18 protein-coding genes are annotated in these 22,404 nt (G+C 37.1%); 12 read left to right on the top strand and 6 right to left on the bottom strand.

Annotated elements, in window-relative coordinates:
• The first annotated feature begins 6 nt into the window (after positions 1 to 6).
• Together ACFRAE_RS06030 and ACFRAE_RS06025 are read left to right on the top strand one after the other, a co-directional pair.
• The gene (locus ACFRAE_RS06030) at positions 7 to 1,620 is read left to right on the top strand and encodes an arylsulfatase (RefSeq protein ID WP_422796229.1); all 1,614 of its coding nucleotides are present in this window, start codon (positions 7 to 9) and stop codon (positions 1,618 to 1,620) included.
• Positions 1,607 to 3,016 carry a sulfatase family protein gene (locus ACFRAE_RS06025; RefSeq protein ID WP_422796228.1) on the top strand — a complete coding sequence of 470 codons (1,410 nt, stop codon included), beginning with the start codon at positions 1,607 to 1,609 and terminating at the stop codon, positions 3,014 to 3,016. The genes ACFRAE_RS06030 and ACFRAE_RS06025 overlap by 14 nt, the downstream gene beginning before the upstream one ends.
• Before the next feature lie 62 nt (positions 3,017 to 3,078).
• Here the strand turns inward: ACFRAE_RS06025 and ACFRAE_RS06020 are convergent, their stop codons facing one another.
• The 6 genes from ACFRAE_RS06020 to ACFRAE_RS05995 all read right to left on the bottom strand — a co-directional run bounded on the left by ACFRAE_RS06020 (position 3,079) and on the right by ACFRAE_RS05995 (position 11,078).
• Positions 3,079 to 3,771: a hypothetical protein gene (locus ACFRAE_RS06020; RefSeq protein ID WP_422796227.1), complete on the bottom strand. Its 693-nt coding sequence runs from the start codon at positions 3,769 to 3,771 to the stop codon at positions 3,079 to 3,081.
• Positions 3,772 to 3,877: 106 nt separating this feature from the next.
• Positions 3,878 to 4,672, bottom strand: a complete 795-nt coding sequence (locus ACFRAE_RS06015) for a hypothetical protein (RefSeq protein WP_422796226.1) — start codon at positions 4,670 to 4,672, stop codon at positions 3,878 to 3,880.
• A 17-nt stretch (positions 4,673 to 4,689) separates the two neighbouring features.
• Entirely contained in the window at positions 4,690 to 8,121 is a 3,432-nt protein-coding gene (locus tag ACFRAE_RS06010) for a TonB-dependent receptor domain-containing protein (protein ID WP_422796225.1), read from the bottom strand.
• A gap of 181 nt (positions 8,122 to 8,302) precedes the next feature.
• Positions 8,303 to 9,457, bottom strand: a complete 1,155-nt coding sequence (locus tag ACFRAE_RS06005) for a FecR family protein (protein ID WP_422796224.1) — start codon at positions 9,455 to 9,457, stop codon at positions 8,303 to 8,305.
• 99 nt (positions 9,458 to 9,556) lie between these two features.
• Complete coding sequence (locus ACFRAE_RS06000) at positions 9,557 to 10,162, bottom strand: sigma-70 family RNA polymerase sigma factor (RefSeq protein WP_422796223.1); 606 nt, start codon at positions 10,160 to 10,162, stop codon at positions 9,557 to 9,559.
• 172 nt (positions 10,163 to 10,334) lie between these two features.
• Entirely contained in the window at positions 10,335 to 11,078 is a 744-nt protein-coding gene (locus ACFRAE_RS05995) for an SDR family oxidoreductase (protein WP_422796222.1), read from the bottom strand.
• A 108-nt stretch (positions 11,079 to 11,186) separates the two neighbouring features.
• On the opposite strand from ACFRAE_RS05995, the gene ACFRAE_RS05990 reads away from it, so the two are divergent.
• The 10 genes from ACFRAE_RS05990 (at position 11,187) to ACFRAE_RS05945 (ending at position 22,403) form a co-directional block, all read left to right on the top strand.
• Positions 11,187 to 11,531, top strand: a complete 345-nt coding sequence (locus ACFRAE_RS05990) for a winged helix-turn-helix transcriptional regulator (protein WP_422796221.1) — start codon at positions 11,187 to 11,189, stop codon at positions 11,529 to 11,531.
• A gap of 197 nt (positions 11,532 to 11,728) precedes the next feature.
• On the top strand, positions 11,729 to 12,028 hold the full coding sequence (locus ACFRAE_RS05985) for a hypothetical protein (RefSeq protein WP_422796220.1): 300 nt from the start codon (positions 11,729 to 11,731) through the stop codon (positions 12,026 to 12,028).
• A gap of 228 nt (positions 12,029 to 12,256) precedes the next feature.
• Positions 12,257 to 13,183: a hypothetical protein gene (locus ACFRAE_RS05980; protein WP_422796219.1), complete on the top strand. Its 927-nt coding sequence runs from the start codon at positions 12,257 to 12,259 to the stop codon at positions 13,181 to 13,183.
• Positions 13,184 to 13,186: 3 nt separating this feature from the next.
• Positions 13,187 to 15,175 (top strand): TonB-dependent receptor, encoded by a 1,989-nt coding sequence (locus ACFRAE_RS05975; protein ID WP_422796218.1) that lies wholly within the window; start codon positions 13,187 to 13,189, stop codon positions 15,173 to 15,175.
• 1 nt (position 15,176) lies between these two features.
• Positions 15,177 to 15,551 carry a hypothetical protein gene (locus tag ACFRAE_RS05970; protein WP_422796217.1) on the top strand — a complete coding sequence of 125 codons (375 nt, stop codon included), beginning with the start codon at positions 15,177 to 15,179 and terminating at the stop codon, positions 15,549 to 15,551.
• A 63-nt stretch (positions 15,552 to 15,614) separates the two neighbouring features.
• On the top strand, positions 15,615 to 16,481 hold the full coding sequence (locus tag ACFRAE_RS05965; protein WP_422796216.1) for an MbnP family protein: 867 nt from the start codon (positions 15,615 to 15,617) through the stop codon (positions 16,479 to 16,481).
• Between the two features lie 135 nt (positions 16,482 to 16,616).
• Positions 16,617 to 17,576: a cytochrome-c peroxidase gene (locus ACFRAE_RS05960; protein WP_422796215.1), complete on the top strand. Its 960-nt coding sequence runs from the start codon at positions 16,617 to 16,619 to the stop codon at positions 17,574 to 17,576.
• A 641-nt stretch (positions 17,577 to 18,217) separates the two neighbouring features.
• On the top strand, positions 18,218 to 19,438 hold the full coding sequence (locus ACFRAE_RS05955) for a metallophosphoesterase (RefSeq protein WP_422796214.1): 1,221 nt from the start codon (positions 18,218 to 18,220) through the stop codon (positions 19,436 to 19,438).
• A gap of 8 nt (positions 19,439 to 19,446) precedes the next feature.
• Positions 19,447 to 21,213: a metallophosphoesterase gene (locus ACFRAE_RS05950; protein WP_422796213.1), complete on the top strand. Its 1,767-nt coding sequence runs from the start codon at positions 19,447 to 19,449 to the stop codon at positions 21,211 to 21,213.
• A gap of 5 nt (positions 21,214 to 21,218) precedes the next feature.
• Complete coding sequence (locus ACFRAE_RS05945) at positions 21,219 to 22,403, top strand: sialidase family protein (protein WP_422796212.1); 1,185 nt, start codon at positions 21,219 to 21,221, stop codon at positions 22,401 to 22,403.
• Position 22,404: the final 1 nt, after the last annotated feature.

Genomic DNA, 22,404 nt, shown 5'->3' with positions numbered 1-22,404 from the left:
ACATTGATGAGAAAACCTATCCTTATTTCCAATATTATTATCCTATTCTGTTGCCTGATATCCGTTGGATATGCACAAAATCGACCCAATGTAATTGTCATATTAGTAGACGATTTGGGGTTTTCCGATCTGGGATGTTATGGCGGTGAAATCCCCACACCAAATATAGATGCCTTAGCGGAACAAGGCATGAAATTCAGTAATTTTTACAATGCAGCCCGCTGTTGTCCTTCAAGAGCGGCATTACTCACGGGAATATATCCACATCAAGCAGGAATTGGCCACATGATGGAGGATAAAGGCGAAGAACATCCGGCATACCGCGGACATTTGAATGCTCAGAATGTCACGATTGGAGAAATGATGAAACAGGCTGGTTATTTCACAGCAATGACTGGAAAATGGCATGTTGGACAAGCAAAAGGGATTATTCCTTCCACAAGAGGATTTGATAGATCATTAAATGCTCCTGCAGGAGGTTTTTATTATGGTGATCATCCGAATGCGAAATTATTTCTAGATGGCAACAGCATAGCCAACAACAGTGAGCAATTACCAGAAAATTGGTATTCTACCGATTTATGGACAAAATTTGGATTAAAATTCATTGATGAAGCTATTCAAGCTCAAAAACCTTTCTTATTGTATTTAGCCCATAATGCACCCCATTTCCCATTGCAAGCCCCTGAAGAAGACATCGCGAAATTTAGAGGAAAATATAAGGCTGGCTGGAAGAAGTTTAGGGAGGCGCGCTACCAGAAACAACTGGATATAGGCTTATTTCCAGCAAATTATAAACTTCCACCTATGAATCCTCTTGTGCCTGATTGGGATACCTTATCTGAGGTCGAGAAGGATAAATACGATCATTTAATGGCGATATATGCAGCTGTGGTTTCAAGGCTTGATCAAAGTGTGGGAGATTTAGTGAAAGGATTAAAAGAGAAGGGAGTTTTCGAAAATACCCTTATTTTGTTTCTTTCGGACAATGGGGGAAATCCTGAACCCAGTGCCTTAGGAAAATACATCGGGAAAAATCCCGGCGACTCAAAATCCGATATATTTTTAGGACAAGGTTGGGCTGAAGTGAACTGTACACCTTTTTGGGCCTATAAGCATCACACCCATGAAGGAGGCATTGCTACACCTGGCATTATATCCTGGCCAAACGGAATCCACAGCAAGTTGAAAGGTACTATTCAGCGACAATCTGCCCATATCACGGACATCATGGCAACTTTAGTTGACTTAGCTAATGTGAAATATCCAAAACAATTTCAAGGAAATTCAATTACTCCATATGTGGGCGTTAGTTTATTACCTGCATTAGCAGGAAAAAAAGTGAAGAGAAAAGAACCGATTTATTGGGAGCATGAAGGTAATAAAGCTATCATACAAGGCGATTGGAAACTCGTAGCGGAGCATACAGAAGATTGGCAATTATATAATCTTGCAAATGACCGGACCGAGTTACATAATGTAAACGCACAATTCCCAGAAAAGGTAGCTGAACTCACTTCTTTATACACGGCTTGGTTTGCTAAAATAAAAGCGGAACCTTGGAATCGCCAAGTGAAGTGGTTTTATAATTATGAAAAAGTAAAAAATGAATCAAAATAAATTCTGCAGTAATTGCTCCAAAGCTATAGGCAATTTAGTCCTAATAACGGCTCTTATCACCTCCATTGGCTTTGCCCAAACAGGGAAATCCAATAAGCATGATTCGAATAAAAAACCGAATATTATTTTAATCCTTTCTGATGATTTGGGATTGGGAGATATTAGCGCATATCATGGTAAATATGCTACACCCCATATTGATCAATTAGCCCGAGAAGGTATTCGATTTACCAATTATTACAGTGCTTCACCAATATGCTCACCATCAAGAGCTGGAATCCTTACTGGAATTCAACCTGCAAAATTGCATTTCACAACTTTTCTAAATACCAAAGCAGAAAATAAAAAGAAGAAGCAAGTAGATTTTCTTAATCCTGAACTGACTACCATCGCAGATCTTTTAAAATCTAAAGGTTATGCTACAGCACATTTTGGTAAATGGCATATGGGTGGTGGCAGAGATGTACTAAACGCGCCCAACTTTGACCAATATGGTTTTGATGAATGGGCAAGTACTTATGAAAGTCCTGATCCAGATCCCTTACTGACGAAAACCAATTGGATTTGGAGTGATCAAGATAGTATTAAACGCTGGAATAGAACAGCATATTTCGTTGACAAAACCCTAGCATTCCTTAAAAAGAATCCAGACAAACCTTGCTATATAAATTTATGGACTGATGATGTCCATACACCTTGGGTTGCTGGTGATGATGAAGTAGGGCGATATCCAGGGAAACCACAAGATGAAAAAAGTTTTCAAGCGGTCCTTCAACAATTTGATGTACAAATTGGAAGATTAATCCAAGGCTTAAAAGAACTTGGTATGGATGAAAATACCATAGTTATATTTACTAGTGATAATGGCCCAATGCCCAATTTTAGACAAGATCGATCGGCTGGTTTTAGGGGGAGTAAACTATCTTTATATGAAGGTGGAATACGCTTACCGTTTATTGTTCGATATCCTGAAAAAATTAAACCAGGGACTATAGATTCTGTGTCGATCATTTCAGCGCTAGATTATTTACCCACCTTTGCTTCCATAGCTGAAGTCGCTTCCCAACGGCTACCAAATCATGATGGGCAAAATATGAAACAGGTATGGTACGGCAAACCTACAAAAAGAGAACTTCCATTGATTTGGGAGTATGGTAGAAATGATACTACGGCATACAACCTCCCAAAAAACAAAAATAAAAGTCCAGCGATGGCCATTCGAGATAAAAATTGGAAATTTTTAATGAACCAAGATCAGTCTGGAATAGAATTATATGACCTCTCCAAAGATCGGGAAGAAACAATAAATTTGCTTACTAGAAAGCCTGATTTAGTAAAAAAATACCAGAAGATTTTATTAGAATGGTGGAATAAGTTGCCAGATTTTCCAAACTAAGCTTCGATTTAGAAATTTAAAAAGAGGTGCTGACAAACAGCACCTCTTTTTGTTACATCATATTATAACAACCTATTGTGAAAATAAAACAAGTAGGCATGTTTTTGATTGGAGGAATTTGGCGCAAAGAATATAGGGAAAACTAATCCTTTTTCTCCTGCTATGGGCAAAGGAGTAGCACTTAACTCACTTTTTGATTGACTATTATCAAAGGCCCATTGATCAACGGTATTAGCCTTAACAAAACGAATTCTCGTATTCTGCAAGTGAACTCGCAATTTAAAATCATTTGGGATATCATAGTCTATATAATTCCATTTGCCAGGAACCAGATCTTCGGCTATAGTCACCCTAAATTCTTGTTGAGTTACTATATCTTTTCTATAAAATTGAATGTCAAAAGGTTCCTGACTTTCGCTAAAATGAATATAAAATCCTAACAAGTTTTTTGAAGGATCGGATTTTGGAATTTCTAAATCCAATTCTTTTCCGTCAAAGTATACAAAATTAAATAATCCTATAGGGCCTGTCTCAGGTAATTCCTTTTTGAAGAGGATTTGGTTTGTAATGGTATCTGTTAAAGTCAATAATCTTACCTTTTCCTCTTGGTAAGGATAAACAAAAGTGTGGCCCAAATTGGAATTTCCGTTTCTAATAAAGGAACCATTTTTCACATTCATCCCAAATACCGTTGTGTCTATGGCTAATCGAATTGCGTTGGGCCCATCATAATAACCATTAATAAGAATATGCATAGCCCTTTCTCCTGTAAGATTTTCTTTATCGCAGGAAGAAATTATTAAAAAAAGTAAACCGAGTAATGGTATGTGCTTAAAAATTGAATGTTTTATGTACATAATCTTATAATTCTAAATTTTTATAAAATCGGAGGGTATTATTCTGAATGTAATCTGAAAAAATATAAAATTTTGAAGATGCAGTGCTTGATGATGGAGTTGGAACTGTAGAATTGAGCGCGTTCCAAATGTAGTCGGTTCCTGACGTTATTGGTTCATTTGTACCGGCCTTATATAGATGGGCTCTAAAAAACGTAGGAGTTGCTTGTCCGTTATAGGTTAATCCAGTGGTACTAAAGGTGTCAAATGTGATAGGTTCAGATAATTCATTCGGGTTTAAATTCTTTATCCGAGCAAATTCTTCAAATACTTTTGGAATAAAATAGTAGCGCCCAAATACAATATCAACAGGACCTTTGAATTCTGCTGTTGTGGGTTTATAAATATATTGAATTTTTATTTTTCCTTCTTCTTTTGGAGGTATGGTTGGAAAATCAAGCAATTTCCCATCCATATATAAAAAAGATATTTTGATCGGTTCTGCACCTTTTTTTAGCTGCTTTTCTAATATGATCTTACCAGATTCTTTTTCTGATATCGTCATTTGGACTTCTTCTTGCCCCTCTAAAAAAGTATATGCTGCGCCAAATAGAATTTGATTATTTGGGGAAATTAGGTATTCTGACTTGATGGTGTCTATTTTAACTTCCAAAAAATTTCCACTGGTATTGTATCCCGAAATAGAGACCGTGAGCATACTCCGCTTGAATACAAATTCACCATGCTCTTTAGAACAAGATAAAATGCATATCAAGCTAAATAAGAATGCATAAATAAGCTGTTTTTGATTTTTTTTCATCGTTGTTAACCTTTAATTTAAAATGAATAGCCTAAGCCTAAGCTAAATGATGTACCTATTTTACGATTAAACGTTTCTATATCTCCAATTCTACGTTTGGTTTTTCCGTCGGTTGAAGTTTCTAAAAATCCTTCCTCATATTTTTGGCTGAAACCAAATTTCCATTCATAGATCTGGCTCCATTCTTCTTCAGGAATTTGAGAGGCGCCTAATCCTCTCCATTTATCCAATACTTTATAGGTATCTGCGCTGTTCGAATAGAATCTAAATGGACTATTGAGCAAATTGCTTAAATTCAGTTTTACCTCTAATTTTTGAGCTTTAAGAAATTTATAACTTAATTGGGCATCAAGCTGATGACGAGGCCTTTCATATTCTACAATGGAGGGCTCCATACTCGTCATAAAGGTCTTATAGCCCATGTAATTGTGCGCTATATTAGCTCCTAATCGTTTCCCACTATATTGTAAACCCGCATTATATACGATAGGTACCTGTCCAAAAAGAGGTCTTTTATCCACTAGAAATTTTTTAGTCCGGTAAGAATAGCTTTTGCCATAAATATCCTGCTGCATAGATTTTGCGTCAAATTGTGCCGATTGAACAAGGGAATGTTGTATCGTGATATTTCCACTGAAATATAGATCTTCTAAAAAACTCCAATTAGGAACAATGAAACCTAAGTTTTTCCGAATATCAAATTCCCAACCGCGAACTTTGGCATATTCAGAATTATTGGTAGTTACATATACTTTATACGAAGTATCCATGGTTTGGCGGTAGAATTCTATCGGATTGTCAAAGTATTTATAGAAAAAACCAATGGAAATGACTTCATCTACTTTTGGATACCATTCTAAACGAAAATCTAAATGATCAATAACAGTTGATAATACACCTTCATTTCTGCGCAAAGCACCTCCTAATGCTGGATCTTGCCTTACCATTCTAGAATTTTCAATTAAAGCTGGACGTACCACAGATTTGGAATATGCAGTCCGAATATTAAAATCTTTAAACGGCGTAATCGTTAAACTTGCCGATGGCAAATATCGCCAGGTTTGTTCTTCCTTTTCTGGGTCAGCCAACATACTGATGATTCTTCCTGTAACCGGATCCACATAGCGCTGATTTTGTAAATCAATCGATCTTCGGTCCTCAACCCGATCATTAAAACCGTCTTTATCTTCTCTGTATTGATAATATTCTGCTCTTAATCCACCTACGAGCCGAAGCCATGAGGTAAATCGGGTATCCAACATCCCATATATAGCCTGATTATTATTTCTTCCTTTATACCCGCTTAAGTTGACTGGATTTGGATAATATAATAAATCCGTCAGGGGATTTTCGAAATTTAAAAACTTGCCCCATTCTTGGATTGGGACAAAAGAATTTGCTCCACCACCTATCGGTAATATGATCCAATTATATTCCCCTCTTCGTTGTAAATATTGATAGCCAGACTTAATTTGTTGATGTTGTCCGAATGCAGAAAAACTATAATTGACAGCAGCCTCAGCAATATGATTAGTTTCTTGGTAATGGTATTGAGAGCGTGTTAATAGGGGAGTTCCTAAAGAGTTTAAATCGGAAGGTCTTGGAATATAAAACTTATCATTCAGAGTTTTTACAGCATCCAACCAGGATTCTATAGCGTCTTGTTCTTGATTATTAACCCGATTGCGAGCCACGTTCCAAGTGAATTGAAAATTTTTGAACTGGTGTTCTCCATTGATGCGGTTCTGCAGAATATCAATAAATTTTGGACGATCGAATTCACGCATGACTGCATCGCGATCATTACTGATTTCAGGACCCCATCCTAAAATATTAGTAAATTGATTATTAAAACTTCGATTGAAAAAGTTTCGGAGCGTAATTTTATGGTTCGCTGACTGCCATCCCAAATTAAGCAAACCGCCCATGTTGGTGTTAAAATTATATTGATTTCCAACATTTGGACGTATTTCCTTGCCAGTTTCAACATTAAATTCCTTGTTTGTAGGTCGCGCAAAATCTCCACGTGCAAAATCCGTAATCTGGTCTACACTTTGTTCATTTCGATAACTGATCGATCCAACAAAACCAAACTGATTCTTTTTTAATTGGTAAATTCTTCCCAAACTAAATTGGTAATTCTGACTAGGTTTAGCCTTATATATACGGGTTCCAAAGCGCTCCATTCCTCCAATTCGCTTATTTTGCTCCGCAATCATTTCTGGTGTGATTGCTGTAACCCCTTCTGGTACTGGGTCATAAGGTTTTGCTGGATTGTAATTATTCCCGTCAAAGGATAATAGCCCATCTGGAAAATGATCCCTGCCACCATCATCAAAACCGAGGTAATCGTATTTTCCTCTTCCGTAACCCAAAAAATCCTTACCTGTAGTGCCTTGGATGTATTTTGTCCCGATATTTAAAGAAGTAAAGTTGCGTTCAGGAATAGCCAGCGTATTGATTTGAACCAATCCACCACCAAATCCAAAACTTATATCTGGGGTACTCGTTTTGTTGATGATCACATTGTCAATCAAATTACTTGGAACAATATCAAATTCAAAATCACGAACTTGTACATCGGTACTGGGAAGGGTAGCTCCATCCATCATCGCCACATTATAGCGTTCTGCAATACCCCTTACTACCACTCGCTTATTATCGGTAACGCTAACGCCAGAAATACGCTTCAATGCTTCACCTATATTTTTATCGGGCAATAAAGCCATCTGCTCCCGGCTGATTCCATTCGTAACGTTCGCATTATTCTTTTGTTGGGTATACAATGCGGCAATACTCTCTTTTTTGTAATTCCCCGTAACGAGCAACTCCGCAATGCCTTGGGTTGCCTCGTTCAATACTACCGGAAGATTCGTTTCTTCATTCGATTTTACTTGTACTTCGGTAATGCGTTTTGTTTGATGGGAAATAAAACTAAATTCTAACGTGTAGGTTCCTGGAGTTACCTCGAATTTATAATAGCCATTCGCTTTACTTTGTGTAGTTTGGTTCGTCTGTAGTATTTTTACAGTCGCTCCATACAATCCTTTACTTTGATCATTGATGATTCGGCCTGTGATTGTTCCGTTAACTTGGTTTTGCTTTGAAACTTGGGGTTGGACGAATGATACGGTAGACAATGGTTCTTTATTTGTTTTTAAGGATAATATTACCGATTGATCTTCTAACTTAAAATTTAAGGGTTGCTGATCAAAGATTCGAGCAAGGACCACTTCGATTTCTTCATTCTTACTGTAAATGTTAACGGGTTTGGATTGTTTTAAGAGGGAGGATTCAAAAATGAAACCATATCCCGTCTGTTTACTTATTTTTTTGATAACATGGCTTAATGAACTGTTACGTTCTGATAGGTTAATTTTTTGCCCTATTGCTGCAGCACTAAATTGCAACATCCCTACGACTAATATGAAGGTACAAAGCTTCATCATGTGCATTATTTTTCGGATATGAGGCTTATTCATATCGCATTCATACGTATATTTTTTATACATTTGTGGTGTCTGTAAATGATTTAATGGTATCTCGAAATTCATTAAAGTATCCAGGCATTGGCCAGTAATGTTGCAAGCGTTGCTGGCTTTTTATTGGATTTATTTTTGTTGATTCTGGTTAAGGTCTAATCATAACCCTCCTTCCTTCGACTGATATATGCAGCGATTTGAATGTTTTCATGATTTTAATAACTTGTGAAAAGGTCCAGGATCTAGGAATTCTTCCTGTAAATGTCTCCTTTGTTGCTGCAGCACTGTATTGTATATCTAGATCATACCATCTTGAAAACTCGGCCATCATATCTTCTAGATTCGCCTCTGTAAAATCAAAAAATCCTTCCTTCCAAGCCATCACTTCCTCTAGATTTACCGCCTTGATTTGAATGTGCTGATCTTTAAATAGAGCCTGTTCTCCTGGATTTAATATTTCCCGATGATTGGCATGTTGAATGGCGACTGAACCTTCTAATAAGGTCGTTTGTATGCCTGAATCTGGCGAATAACTATTCACATTAAAATGTGTACCTAAAACTTCAATGCTTTGCTGGCCCGTAATAACCTGGAAAGGTTTTGAAGGGTTATGAGCGACCTCAAAATAAACCTCCCCAGTCACGGTGACTTCTCGAATATTGCCTGTAAAGGATGTTGGGTAGCGTATAGAAGATGCTGCATTTAACCATGCTTGCGTACCGTCAGCCAAGGTTAAATGGTAGATTCCTGCTCGAGGGGTTTGCAGAATGTGATATTGATTTTCAGCCATGGACTGCTGATTTGCATAGGATAAATCTCCATTTTCAGCTAGATTTGCATGCTCACGTGCTAGGTTTACAGCAGGCTCTTGCAGCGTTTGATCTAACAGGACTTGCTTTCCTGTACTTAATGTTAATATGGCTTTGCTGCTAGCAGCTTGAAATGCTGGAATGGCTTGAACCGATAATTGTTCGTTTAAATTATGCTGTTTCCAAAACAAGTAAATCCCTAAGTTTATCATCATAATGAAACAACTTGCAACGAGCAATTTTCTCCAAATTGTTCTGGGGAAGTTGTTTTGATCCTTAGTTTGGACCTCCTGAAGGTGATTTATCTGTGTTAATAACCGTTGAAAATTGGAGTTTTTTAAATGTTCAAAATCCTTAGCATTGAATTTTTCGCTGATCAATTCACGCTGTTCAAATGAACGATACCAATTTTCTAAGATGTCTAGTTCCTCGGCTGTTGCAATTCCCTTTTCGAACCTTTCAATTAATAAGAATAAATGATCATGATTATCCATTATTTTTTCTTCCTTATACTAACAAGTACCCTCAGGAAGAAGAAGTGGGAATAAAAATTGGAAAAAGTTTTTTTATTTAATGATGATTAAAATTATGCCTTAGGTCAAGAAGCAATATATTAAAATCATTTTCAAGACATCGATATGATGCTTAATAAAATTTGCCCGCATAAAATTCATGGATTTCGTAATATGTTTACGAACCATCGCTAAAGATATATCCAATTGAATCGAAATATCCTGATTGGACCATTGTTCAATCCGACTTAATATAAACACCTCCCCACATTTCTCAGGCAATTTTTTAGCCAACAAATGGAGTTCTTCATGTAATTGTTTGAATTCCAACAGGAGATCTGGCTCATCTGATTTTTGACTAAGGTTGATTTGTAGGTTGGTTTTATATTGATCTCTTACCTGCTGATGTCGAAATGTTTTATAAACTTGAAACTTAATGGCTGTTTTTAAGTATGCTTCCAAACTGGTTTCAATAACTATTTGCGTACGTTTACTGTATAAGTCAACAAAAACATTCTGTACAATTTCTTCTGCTATTTCTATAGCTGGAATGCGTTGAGCTGCCACATTGATCAGCGTTTTCCAATACCTATGGTAGAGCACTTCGAAAGCCTTGCGATCATCTTGCAGCCTTACTCGATCAAATAAATCGTTGTCTGTTTCAATTATAGAAATGGGTGAAGCCATAATTTTATTAAACCTTGTCCAAAATTAATGGCTTAATAAAATTACTGTGTTTTATAATTATTAATAAATTATTAATAATTTAATGAAATAATATTTACAAGACAGCTCGTTTCTTGATTAAAAACAGAGGTCAGTTTTTATCGCACTGACCCCTTCGCTTATAATACACCTGTTATTTCAACATATTGGAAATCAACCCTCCATCAACGATCAATTCAGTACCTGTAATGAAACTCGCTTGTTGCGAAGCCAGAAACAATACCGTATGTGCAATTTCAGATGGTTTTCCCAAACGTTTCATGGCTGTCGCTGATTGAATATATTCTTTCGCTTCTGCAGGAATCGCATTGATTAAGCCCGGTGTTTCTGTTGGTCCTGGACTTATGAGGTTGACCCTAATTTTACGTTCGGCCAATTCGTTGGCGGCTATTTGAGCTATTTTATTTAAAGCGGCTTTGGTCGCAGAGTAAACGCTGGAATTCATGGCTTGAGCCGTCGCATTTGTAGACGAGGTAAATAGGACTGAAGAGCCTTCATTCAGAAATGGTATTAATTTCTGTAAGGTGAAATATGCACCTTTTACATTGGTGTTAAATTGTGCGTCGAATTGTTCTTCTGTGGCTAATTCGATAGGCGCAAATGAAGCAATTCCTGCATTGAGGAATAATACATCCAAGGTAATTCCTTGTCGCACTACTTCTGCTCTTAAATGTTCTATACCTTCTAAATTCGAGGTGTCAGATACGATTGTGTTTAAATTCTTATGATTTAGCTGACGTGCTGCTTCTGCTAATTTATCAGCCGTTCTACCGGTTATCCATACCTGTGCGCCTGCAGCTAAAAATGCTTCTGCACTTGCGTAGCCTATGCCTAATGTTCCTCCGGTGATAATGACTTTTTTGTTCGTGAAATCCATGTTTTTTAAATTTTTAGTGGGACAAAGCTACGGCATACAAATTTATTTTTGTTACTTTGTTACTAAAAGTAACGGTAACAAAAGAGTAACCAGGTAACATTTTTAAGTATGAATGATTGTACAAATAACCATAAGAAAGAAATCATGGCTGTCCATGATGCGATGGATGTCTTAAGTGGGAAATGGAAAATTTCCATTATTTCTTCCATTTGTTATTACAATAAAAGAAGGTTCTCCGATATCTTAAAAGATGTGGATGGAATATCTAATAAAATGTTGAGTAAGGAATTAAAAGAGTTAGAGATGGATTTGCTGATCAAAAGAACTGTTTTGGATACCCAACCTGTCACCGTGGAATACCAATTGACGGAATACGGATGGACGCTACAAGATATTATAAAAAGTTTATCCAATTGGGGAAAGGAACATCGGCAGGCCATAATAAATAAATAGAAACAGCTTAGTAATGACCCATTACGGATTTTAGATTTTCTATTAATTTTCGATAATTATTTTTATCCTCAATTCTTTAATTATATTTGCAACATTGTAACTATACGATTCAAGTTTACATTCTTTTGAAGCGATTTTTAACATATATCCTTTTAATTTCATTAACGCTGCAATCCTTTTATCGCTGCTTAATGACGATGGACTATGAATTGCACCTACCGGATTATATCGCAAACTGTATCAATAAAGATCGTCCTGAATTGCATTGTAATGGACAGTGTGAATTGATGAAGAAAGTTCGTGAGCAAGAAAAAGAAAACGCTAAAAAAAATCTCCTAATCTATGAATATAGTTCTTTGTATATGCATAAGGACTATTTACATTTTGAATACCAACATATACTTCCAGAGACCAGGCAGAAGAATTTTACCCCTAATCTAGTGGCGTATTCCTATACGCATCTCCAAGCCTTATTCCGTCCTCCAATTCAGGCTTAATAGTTCGCTAATTTCTCGACATCCTGACCGCTATAGGTTGATGACAACTGACATTTTTTAACTTATAATCATTTCGCTAGGGCGATTCAATGATACTTAGAAAATTAAGTGTTAAAATTCCATGACATCAATCAGCAGTTAGCCTAGCTGTTGTTAAAACTTAGCACCTTGTGCAGCGTATTTTTACGCTCCAAATTCCCTAAAATTACTTACTATCCTTATCGAAACATGAATAGAATATTTATTTTATTTAGCTGTATTTTAACGATCACTTTTTCTTGTACTAAAGAAAAAACGAATTACGAGGCCGAAAGGTCAAAAGAAATTCCTTCAGAAACAACGTTTTCCACGCTGTTTAAATCGAATCTTGAAGGCTATGAAATTGAGATTTTATCCATCCAGGCAAAATTACAACAGGGTTATAATGAAATACGTGTAAAAATCAAATCGAACCAAACCCATCAACCGATCCAAGCAGATGCTGTTCATATGTTACCGGTATTAACCCAGGCAGCAAATCGATTCAAATCTGCACCGCATAGCAAAGAATTGACCTTCAATAGCACAGATAAAAGTCATGATGGCTATGTCGTATTTACGCAATTATCCACCGATGATCAATTTTGGGAATTATTGCTTCAAATTCGAGTAGGACAACAAATTATTCCATTAAAACAACGGATTAAAGTTGATGCGCAATCCAATAAAAATTTAAATCTTGTTCAGTTTACTGGAATAGATCAAGAAGATTATACGATTGCTTTGATAGCGCCTAGGGCTCCTAATGTTGCGGAAAATAGATTAATAGCAGGGATTTATAAACGGGATAAGGACCAGGAAATTTCCAATGCTGATGTTAGTTCTTTGCTTATTTCAACGTATAACCGAGTTCAATCCTATCGCTTACAGTTAGATCCGCGCATGCCGGAACCTTCCATGGGCAATCATTCATCGCCCAACAATAGGGATCTTGAACAACAGGAGAATGGTTGGTATGAAGGTGTCGTCAACTATACGATGACTGGAAATTGGACCTTGAATTTTATCCTGCTAAATTCTGCAGGAAGAATCATTAAAGGAACACCAGTACCTAAGGATTTTACACCTGGAGTGGCTGGAATAAAAAGTGAACTGTTCATTGATATTTTATTTTAAACCATGAGAATTACTTTAATAGTTGTAGGGTATCTATTATGTACCGCTTCGGCACTTGCGCAGCATTCCGATGCCAAAAAAGATACCGTTACTAAAATACAAGAGGTTAAGATTCATGCTAAAGGTCATCAGCAGCTGAAGAACGATATCAAAATGAATATTTCTATTGATGAATACTTGTCCAGTTCTGCGAACATCAGTTTTATAAAACGTGGTGCTTACGCTTGGGAGCCTTTATTGAACAATATGAGTTCCGAACGTTCGGTGATTACGATCGATGGCATGCATATTTTTGGCGCATGTACCGATAAAATGGATCCTGTAACCTCTTATTTGGAAAGTAATAACCTCTCGGGAATTGCCATCAGCTCGGGTCAAGAGGGAAATATGCATGGAGCAACCGTGGCTGGTTCTATTGATCTACAGAAAAAGAAAACTCCTTTTGCTATGGAGAAATCTTGGAATGCTTCGTATCAAACGGGTTTCGAGTTCAATAATCAGCAATATTATAACTTAGCCAATATCGCACATTCCACCCAACGTTGGGTAACAGATGCCAGTATCGCCTTTCGAAAATCAGCAAACTATAGCGATGGAAATAATCAGGAAATTAAGCATTCACAATACCAAAAATTTAATACGTCCTTAGGCTTAGCGTATAAAACCAGCGACCTATCTTCCATTCGGATCGATGCTATTTTTGATCAAGCCAATGATGTGGGATATCCAGCCTTGCCTATGGATTTATGGTTATCTAGAGCCTTAATTACTTCGGCAACTTACAAGCAGTTATTTGAAAATGATTTATGGAAAGCTTGGGAAACCAAAGTGTATTTCAACGCTGTAGAACATTATATGGACGATACGAAAAGGCCTGAAAACTTGGTCCACATGGATATGCCCGGATGGAGTAATACCCAAGGAATTCTTTCGAAACTAAGTTTAGTAAAAAACCAATGGACCTCTGAAATTCAATGGAATGCGTATAAAAATGTTTCCATTGCTGAAATGACCATGTACCCCCAAGATCGTAGCCAGAAAACAATGTTTGCCTATACTTGGCCATGGGTGACTACGGCATTTTCGAGTTTGGCGATGAATAATGTATGGAGTTTTTCGGAGCTGAGTCGATTGAATTTTTCTGGGTCTTTAGGATGGAATTACAACCATTCCAAATACAGCGAATTCAATAAGATCTTTTATCCCGATGCTAGCCAATCTAAAAATAGAATCTTGCCTTCTTTACATGTAAGTTTTGAAAAGGAAATTAATAACTATTATTTCAACCTAGGTATGGGATTTGGTCAACGGGCTCCTTCCATTTCTGAAGCCTATGGCTATTACATATACAATAGTTTCGATCGATATGACTATGTCGGAAATCCAGATTTAGCGAATGAAACTTCCTTGGAATGGAAAGCCAGTGCAGGATATAAAACCGATCGATTTTCGATGGAAGCAAAGGCAAATTATTTCTATATCCAAGACTATATTGTAGGACGAATTCTTAATCTGGGCAGTCCAATGAATTATCAATCAGTTGGGGTCAAAGGCTATCATTCTTTAGACTATGCGCAGCTATTTAATATCTCCTTAGAAGGTCAATACGATCTTTTGACCCATTTGCATTGGAAGGGAAGTATGACTTATGCGAAAGCAGTAGACTTCAACAAAGAGAACCTACCTTTTATTCGCCCGTTAAATTACCAATCTTCCTTGCACTTGATGCATAACCAATGGTCGCTGCAACTTGCCGTCCAAGGCGACTTAAAACATCGAGATTTTAGTCCGATGTACGGGGAAGACCAAACCCCTGCTTTTCAAATTTGGAATATGTCAACAGACTACCATTTTCAACTTAAAAAGTATCATTTCAGCTTGCAAGTAGGAGTAGAAAATTTGTTTAATAAATTCTATACGACTTATGCAGATTGGGGTAATATTCCTAGAATGGGACGTAATGTATTTAGCTCTTTAAAATTAGCTATTTAATATGTTAAGAAAAGCGGTTGCTTATTTGCTTATGTTTTTGAGTTTGCTGATTGGATTTCAGCAAGCGATTATGATTTTGCAATTTAAAATCAACCAACAGCAGCTAGAAGAAATCTATTGTATAAATAAAGACGCAGCAGAATTAGCTTGTCATGGCGAATGCTTCTTAAAAAAGAAACTGGCAGAAGCCAATGATAACCAAGCAGAACAAACCATGCTTAGTCCAATCATCCATTTGATCTTTACGGAAGCTATGGTAAAACTTGCTGCTTGGTTTTTTACCCTGCCAGCTAGAGGCGTATTTTTAGCGCAAATCCCTCCTTATACCTCCCCAAGTTTAGAGGTGCTGATTCCTCCACCTAATTTTACATCTTAACTACGATCGTATAAATTTTAAACAGAACCCTAACACATATTATATATTAAAATACAAATCATCATGAACACGTTCATCAACTATATTTTCCTTTTCATTTCCATTATTTTCCTTTTCTCCTGTGCAAAAGATGATGTGGTACCCGCAGCAAATAATTTAAGCTTACAATTTAACAATACGTTTAAAGGAAATGTGATTGTTTTAGGAGAGGCTAATTCCAATATAGCAAGTTCGAACACTTCGGTTTCAGGTCAGGTACATCATTTTTCGGAATTAAAATACGTCATCAGTAATATTCGATTGGTTAGGGCCGATGGATCTGAATATCCTTACCATATGCTTAATTTGGATAAAGGTGCTACAGTTATCGATCAATCGAAGCCTCAAACCTTAAATTTTGTTTTACAGGATATTCCAGCAGGTACGTACAAAACGTTAAAGTTTGGACTGGGAATAAAACAAGAATTGAATGTTTTGGATCAGGTTAAATTTCCTGGCTTTTATGCTTTAGCTGGAGCAAATGACACTAAAATGATGTGGGAATGGGGGACAGGTTACCGTTTTACGAAAATTGAAGGCTTTTACGATACCGATCATAAAACCTTATCCATACATACGGGCAGTACGGTAGCGGGTAAGGAGGGAGCCTATACGCAAGGTGTAGACGCTTATCGTGAAATTACACTTTCGTTAGAAACTCAAGCGCAGGTAGGTAAGCATGCGCCTGTAATTCGCATTCAAGCAGATTTTGATAAAATGCTAAGTGGAAAATTGCATACCATTACGTTAAGTACTGGCAATGGAAATGCGGACAATGCAACCCCGAACATTCATACCGCCGTACAAATGTTACGATTCGTAGATAATCTTGCTGGCAATGGATCAACTGATTTATCAGGCATGTTTAGCATTTCGAAAGTCGAAAATTAAGAATCTAAAAGCCAATGGACTTTTTAAAAGTCCATTGGCTTTTTTATGTTGAACTAAAGCCTGCAGATATTGAGAAATTTAATTCTATTTTACCTACTGTGTGTCTTTATGCTATCGTGTAAGGATCAACGAAATATGGACCTAGAAAAGCTGGATAATCCCTTATTGAGTCTTTCAATACCCGCGGAATTCCCGGCTATGAATTCAGCAGTCTATGCTAATTTTCCAACGAAATATGGGGTGCAATTGGGAGAAAAACTATTTCATGATAAACGGTTGAGTGGCAACAATACCATTTCCTGCGCAAGCTGTCATCAGCAAGCACATGCCTTTACCGATCAACAAGCACAAGCCATTGGGATTGAAAATCGTGTAGGTTTACGCAATACTCCTCCCATTCAAAATATGGCATTTTTGCAGTTTTACAACTGGGATGGCAATATCCTTCAACTGGAAAATCAAGCTTTAGTACCGATTATTACCCATGAAGAGATGAATTCCTCCATTGTAGAGGTCATGGAAAAATTAAAGGATGATGATTCTTATAAACAGTTATTGACCTACAGTTTTGGCGATGGAAATTTTAGTCCTGATCGAATCTATAAAAGCTTAGCCCAATATGCTTATTCATTAATTTCAGCCAACAGTAAATACGACTCAGTGATGCGTATGGAACATCCAGTAGAATTCAGCACTCAGGAAGCACGTGGTTTTGCCATTTTTAAGCTGAAATGCGCCAGTTGTCATCGTGGTGCTTTATTTACAGATCAAAGTTTTAGAACGATTGGATTTCCTATCAATAGCCATAGCTCCGAAGCTGGTCGTGCCCGAGTTACAGGTAAAGCGTCAGATCAGTATAGTTTTCGAGTTCCTTCCTTAAGAAATGTTGCTTACACGGCACCCTACGGTAGTTTTGGTCAATTTGCCAATCTAATGGACCTGCTTAATTATCTGGATGCCGGGGTATTGGAATCTGAAAATCTTGATCCTTACCTAAAAAACAATAACAACAGGATTCCAATGTCAGCCCTCGAAAAAGAAGATATTATCGCTTTTTTGAAGACCTTAAGTGACCCTAATTTTATCAAAAAATAGCATCGGAATCATTCAGCAATTGCGATCGTTTTTATAAAAATAGCATCCCTATATTTTTATGAAAAACAGGTAGAATTTTTATGCTATTTTTTCATATCCAACGGATCTCATTCGGATCTCCATCGAATCTAGTATGGATCAAGTCCGAAATTTTGCGAAGCAAATCCCTAGCAGCTCCGAACATATGGTATAGCTGACCTTAAAAAAGTATTAAATAGATCGCATATACTTCCACTACTGACTTCAAGATTTTTACGATTATTGTTTTTCGTGTATCCAGCACGAAAGACATTGTGCTATGTTTCTATCAATCCTGATTTTTTATCTTTCGCAGGTTTGTTCCTAAACGCATTTTATTTCTCCTATAGCTCCTGTTAGGCAGTCTTTTTTAGGAATGTTGCTGGCTACTATTAGCGTCTTATTTTTTCTTAATAACTTTTATTTAGATCTATTGTATTTATTTGATTATTATACTGTTAAATTATTATAATTTGAAGGTTATGAGGTTAATATGCAGGATAATTATGATAATATATTGGACAAATCCACTTGAATTACTCAATAACTTTGGATTAAGCGAAAAGAAAAATCGATTCTTAACGCTTAAAAAAGGCTGACAATTATTACTTATTCTAGAAATCATGAAATTTATTAAACGCTGCTTTTGGCTTTTATTTTTCGTTCAAACTATCCAATATAGTTCAGTATTTGGACAGCAATGGCGATTTGAATTGGGCTTTCCTGATCAGATTATTTTAAACGTTACGAGCAATCTTTCGAATAGTGCTGCACTCAATTGGCGAACACATAAACGATTTCCGATAAGTCATATTCAGTTTAAAGAGGAGGAGCCTTCTAGCAAATGGTCTAAAGCCGTATCGGAAAAATTGGCAAGTAGTAAATTGTTTGTTTTTAATCAAGATTCCACTTGTCAACATGAGCTAATTCTGAGTGATTTAAAACCAAAGACGAGTTATACCTATCGAGTAGGTACTGCTGAGCACTGGTCGGAATGGTTTGTTTTTAAAACAACGGCTTCCGAAGCGGATCCTCTTAAATTCATTTATTATGGAGATGTGCAATCTCAAGTGCAATCCTTGTGGTCGAAGGTCGTTAGACAATCTATGAAAACTGTTCCAGATGCTCAATTGATGCTTTTTGCTGGAGACATTGTCAATAGAGGAAATAATCTTCATGAATGGGAGGAATGGTTTCAAGCGATGAGTTACCATGGGGCACAAATTCCTGTACTTCCGGCATCGGGCAATCATGATCATGCAGATGATTTGGAGGGAAAACATCGAATTACCAGGCACTGGAATAAGCAATTTAATCTTCCTAACAATGGTCCTAAAGGATTGGAAGAGACCTGTTATTTTTCGGATGTTCAAGGAGTACGCTTTATAGTTTTAAACACCGAAATGTGGATAGACGAAGATGTCTTTAGGAACGAACAATTCGATTGGATAAAACAAGTTTTGGAACAAAATAAGCAACGATGGACCGTATTATTACTGCATCATCCTTTGTATTCCACAAAGAAAAATAGAGATAATGATCAGCTTCGGGAAAAGTTAAAACCATTGATAGAGCAGTATCAAGTGGATTTAGTTTTACAAGGTCATGATCATGGATATGCACGAGGACGGGCAAAGGTACCTGGGAATGGGCATCCAACCTATGTAGTTTCGGTTTCAGGTCCCAAAATGTACGAGGTAGAGCCCGCAACTTGGATGGATAAGCAAATTGCATTTACACCTTTATTTCATGGTTTAGAAATCAATCATAAGCAGATTAAATTTAGCAGCTATAATCAGTTAGGGGAGCTAGTAGATTATTTTGAGATTCATAAGACGCATTAATTCTTGGGATGATGAAAATTAAATGTTTGATGAAATTAGCCCTGTTAGTTTACGGAATGAGCTTACTTGCTTATTCCTGTAAACCAACGCAATCGAGTAGTACGATCGCTTCCCTGATGCATAATACCGTGAATGGTTTATATGCATCGGGAGAATGGAAGAAATTTGACAGCCTCAACCAAAACGATATTCTGACATATTTTTCCAAGCAGGATCAGCAGGTCCTGGCTGAAAAATACTGGGAATTTGAAATCAATGAGGACGCCATGCTGTATATCGCTAGGGATAAGAACCAACAGGAAATCCCCTTTTGGTTAATTAGAAATGGCTTTCAGAAAACGGATCTTTCATTAGCCAACGAATCGGTGGAATATGAAGTTTGGAAGAAAAGGTTTTCAAAAGGATTGGTGCAATTAGGAATCAATGGATTTGATAGGCATCGATTTGTTTATTTTACGTTGGTGCAACCGGAAAAACAGCAGGATCATTTTAAGATTAGTCCAAGGTATCCAATCCAACAATCGGTCACTAAATTGTCCAAAGGAGTATCCACGTATCAGGACTGGACCGAATTGCAATTGCAGGAGATTCCTGAAGCATTGCAAGGTTCCTACCTGTTGGATACTTACCGGGGTCGTTCTCGAGAAGCACATTTGCAAAAGGCATTTCGGACTACTCATTTTCCATCAAGCCCTATGGCGGATCAAATATTATTAACCTGGACTGGAGATCCTTCTACCTCGCAGCATATCAGTTGGAGATCTGCTACATCAGTAAAGCAATCTAAACTTAGGTATTGGAAAGAAAATGAAAAGGATACGCTTAGCGTAGATGCGCTGGTAGAAAGGTTAGTCGATATTCAATTGGCGAATGATTCGGAAATAAATCGATTTCACGTAGATTTAACAGGTCTATCAGCAGGGACAAAATACGCTTATCAAATTGTCACAGATCAACAAAAATCCATAAGCTATTCATTTCAAACATCTTCTCATGTAGATTCTATGGAATTTGGATGGTTTGGAGATATCCATAATGATGATATTTGGGCTAAGTATGTTCCGAAATGGAAAAACTCCTTTCCCAATGCGCAATTCTATTTACTAACGGGAGATTTAGTCAATACGGGTCAATATAGGGATCATTGGGACCAATTAATGAATGGCTTATCCACAATAGGTGCCAGTCGACCAATTATGGCTGTTCCTGGAAACCACGATAGCCAAGAGGGAATTTTTCCTTCCATGTACCAGCATTTTTTGAAATATCCTAATCATGGTCCTTTTGTAGAGGCCAACGGATTAACCTATTCTTTTGTTTATGGTCATAGTAAGTTTTTAATGTTGGATGGAGTCACATTTTCAACAGCATCACAGAAAAAATGGTTGGAAGAAGAGCTTAAAGCTAGTAAAGAGAAATTTAAAATCGTTTGTTTTCATTTCGCTCCATATACCTTTGAAAGCACTTATGCTGATATTTTATCAGATTGGATTCCATTATTTGACCAATATGGAGTAGATTTAGTGTTAAGTGGACATTTTCACTATTATTTAAGGACTCAAGGAGAGAAATCCAAATCGTCGCCCATGTATGTGATGTCTGTAGCGACCAGTGTAAAAAGCAGGGACGATATACAGGTGTTAAAGGATGCTCATTGGAAAAACCAAGGTTACCTATACCAACATATCAAAATAAATAAAAATAAGTTGGAACTCTGGTCAGTAGATACTGCAGGGGTTCAAGTCGATTATGTTAAAATTATTAAACCTAACTAACTATTATGAAACACATGACATTTGTTTTAATGCTTTTATTACTGTCTTATGGGGGAAAGGGACAGCAGAAAAATGGCATAAAACTGCAGAAGCAGGAATTGATATTTCCTTTACAAAAGTTGCATGTTCACGGCAGTTCTATTGTTGAACTTCCTTCCGGAGATTTATTAGTGGCTTGGTTTGAAGGTTCTGGGGAACGTACTGCTGATGATGTTCGCATTATGGGCGCAAAATTTAGTCAACGCAACAAAACTTGGGGTAAACCTTATGAATTGGCGGATACCCCCGGAATTCCCGATTGTAACCCAGTCTTATTTCTACATAACAATGAGCTCTTCTTAGTTTGGATTGCCGTGCAGGCAAACAAATGGGAAAACTCCATTCTACGGGTCAGGAAAAGTCAGTCTTTTGAGGCTGAACAAGTGGCTTGGAACTGGCAAGATAATATCTTTTTAAAACCAGACTCCAATTTTGAGAAGGAAGTTAAAGATCGCTTTAAAGAATTGCCCAATTTGCATCGAGGATGGGCAGAGTATGCTCCAGAATATGACGATTTGATTGTTCAAGCATCGGGTGATTTATTAAAACGCTCCATAGGCTGGATGACTCGAATAAAACCTTTAGTAATAGGTACTGGTCGAATATTATTGCCAGTTTATTCAGACGGCTTGAACATGTCGATGATTGCTTATTCGGATGATCATGGTAAGCAATGGAAATCTTCTTTGCCTATTGTAGGACGAGGCAATATACAACCAACTTTAGTGGAAAATAGTCAAGGTGAAATCTTAGCCTTTATGCGTGATAGTGGAGATGCTCCTTCCAAATTGCAGTTTAGTAAATCTACTGACCAAGGTCTATCATGGACTGCAAATGTGGAACTGGATATCCCGAGTACAGCCAGCGTAGAGGTACTCCAAGTAGAAAAAAACAATTGGTTCCTGTTGGTTAATGATTTGGAGGAGGGGCGAGCTCAATTGTCCTTGTATCAATCCAAAGATGAGGGGATTACTTGGCTGTCTAAAGGGATTGTGGTAGCGGATAAGGAGAAAAAAGGTAGATTTTCTTATCCAGCAATGATATTAGGGAAGGAAGGACAAATTCATATCACCTATTCGCATCATCAAGGCAATGATATGAAGTCCATAGCTTATGTCTGTATAGATACTAAAACCTGGTCAAGTCATTAAA

Origin of the sequence: Sphingobacterium sp. HJSM2_6 (assembly GCF_049316305.1) — a bacterium.
Classification (GTDB): Bacteria; Bacteroidota; Bacteroidia; order Sphingobacteriales; family Sphingobacteriaceae; genus Sphingobacterium.
Note: the sequence above shows the minus strand (reverse complement) of the source record. Positions and strands in the feature narration are given on the sequence as shown.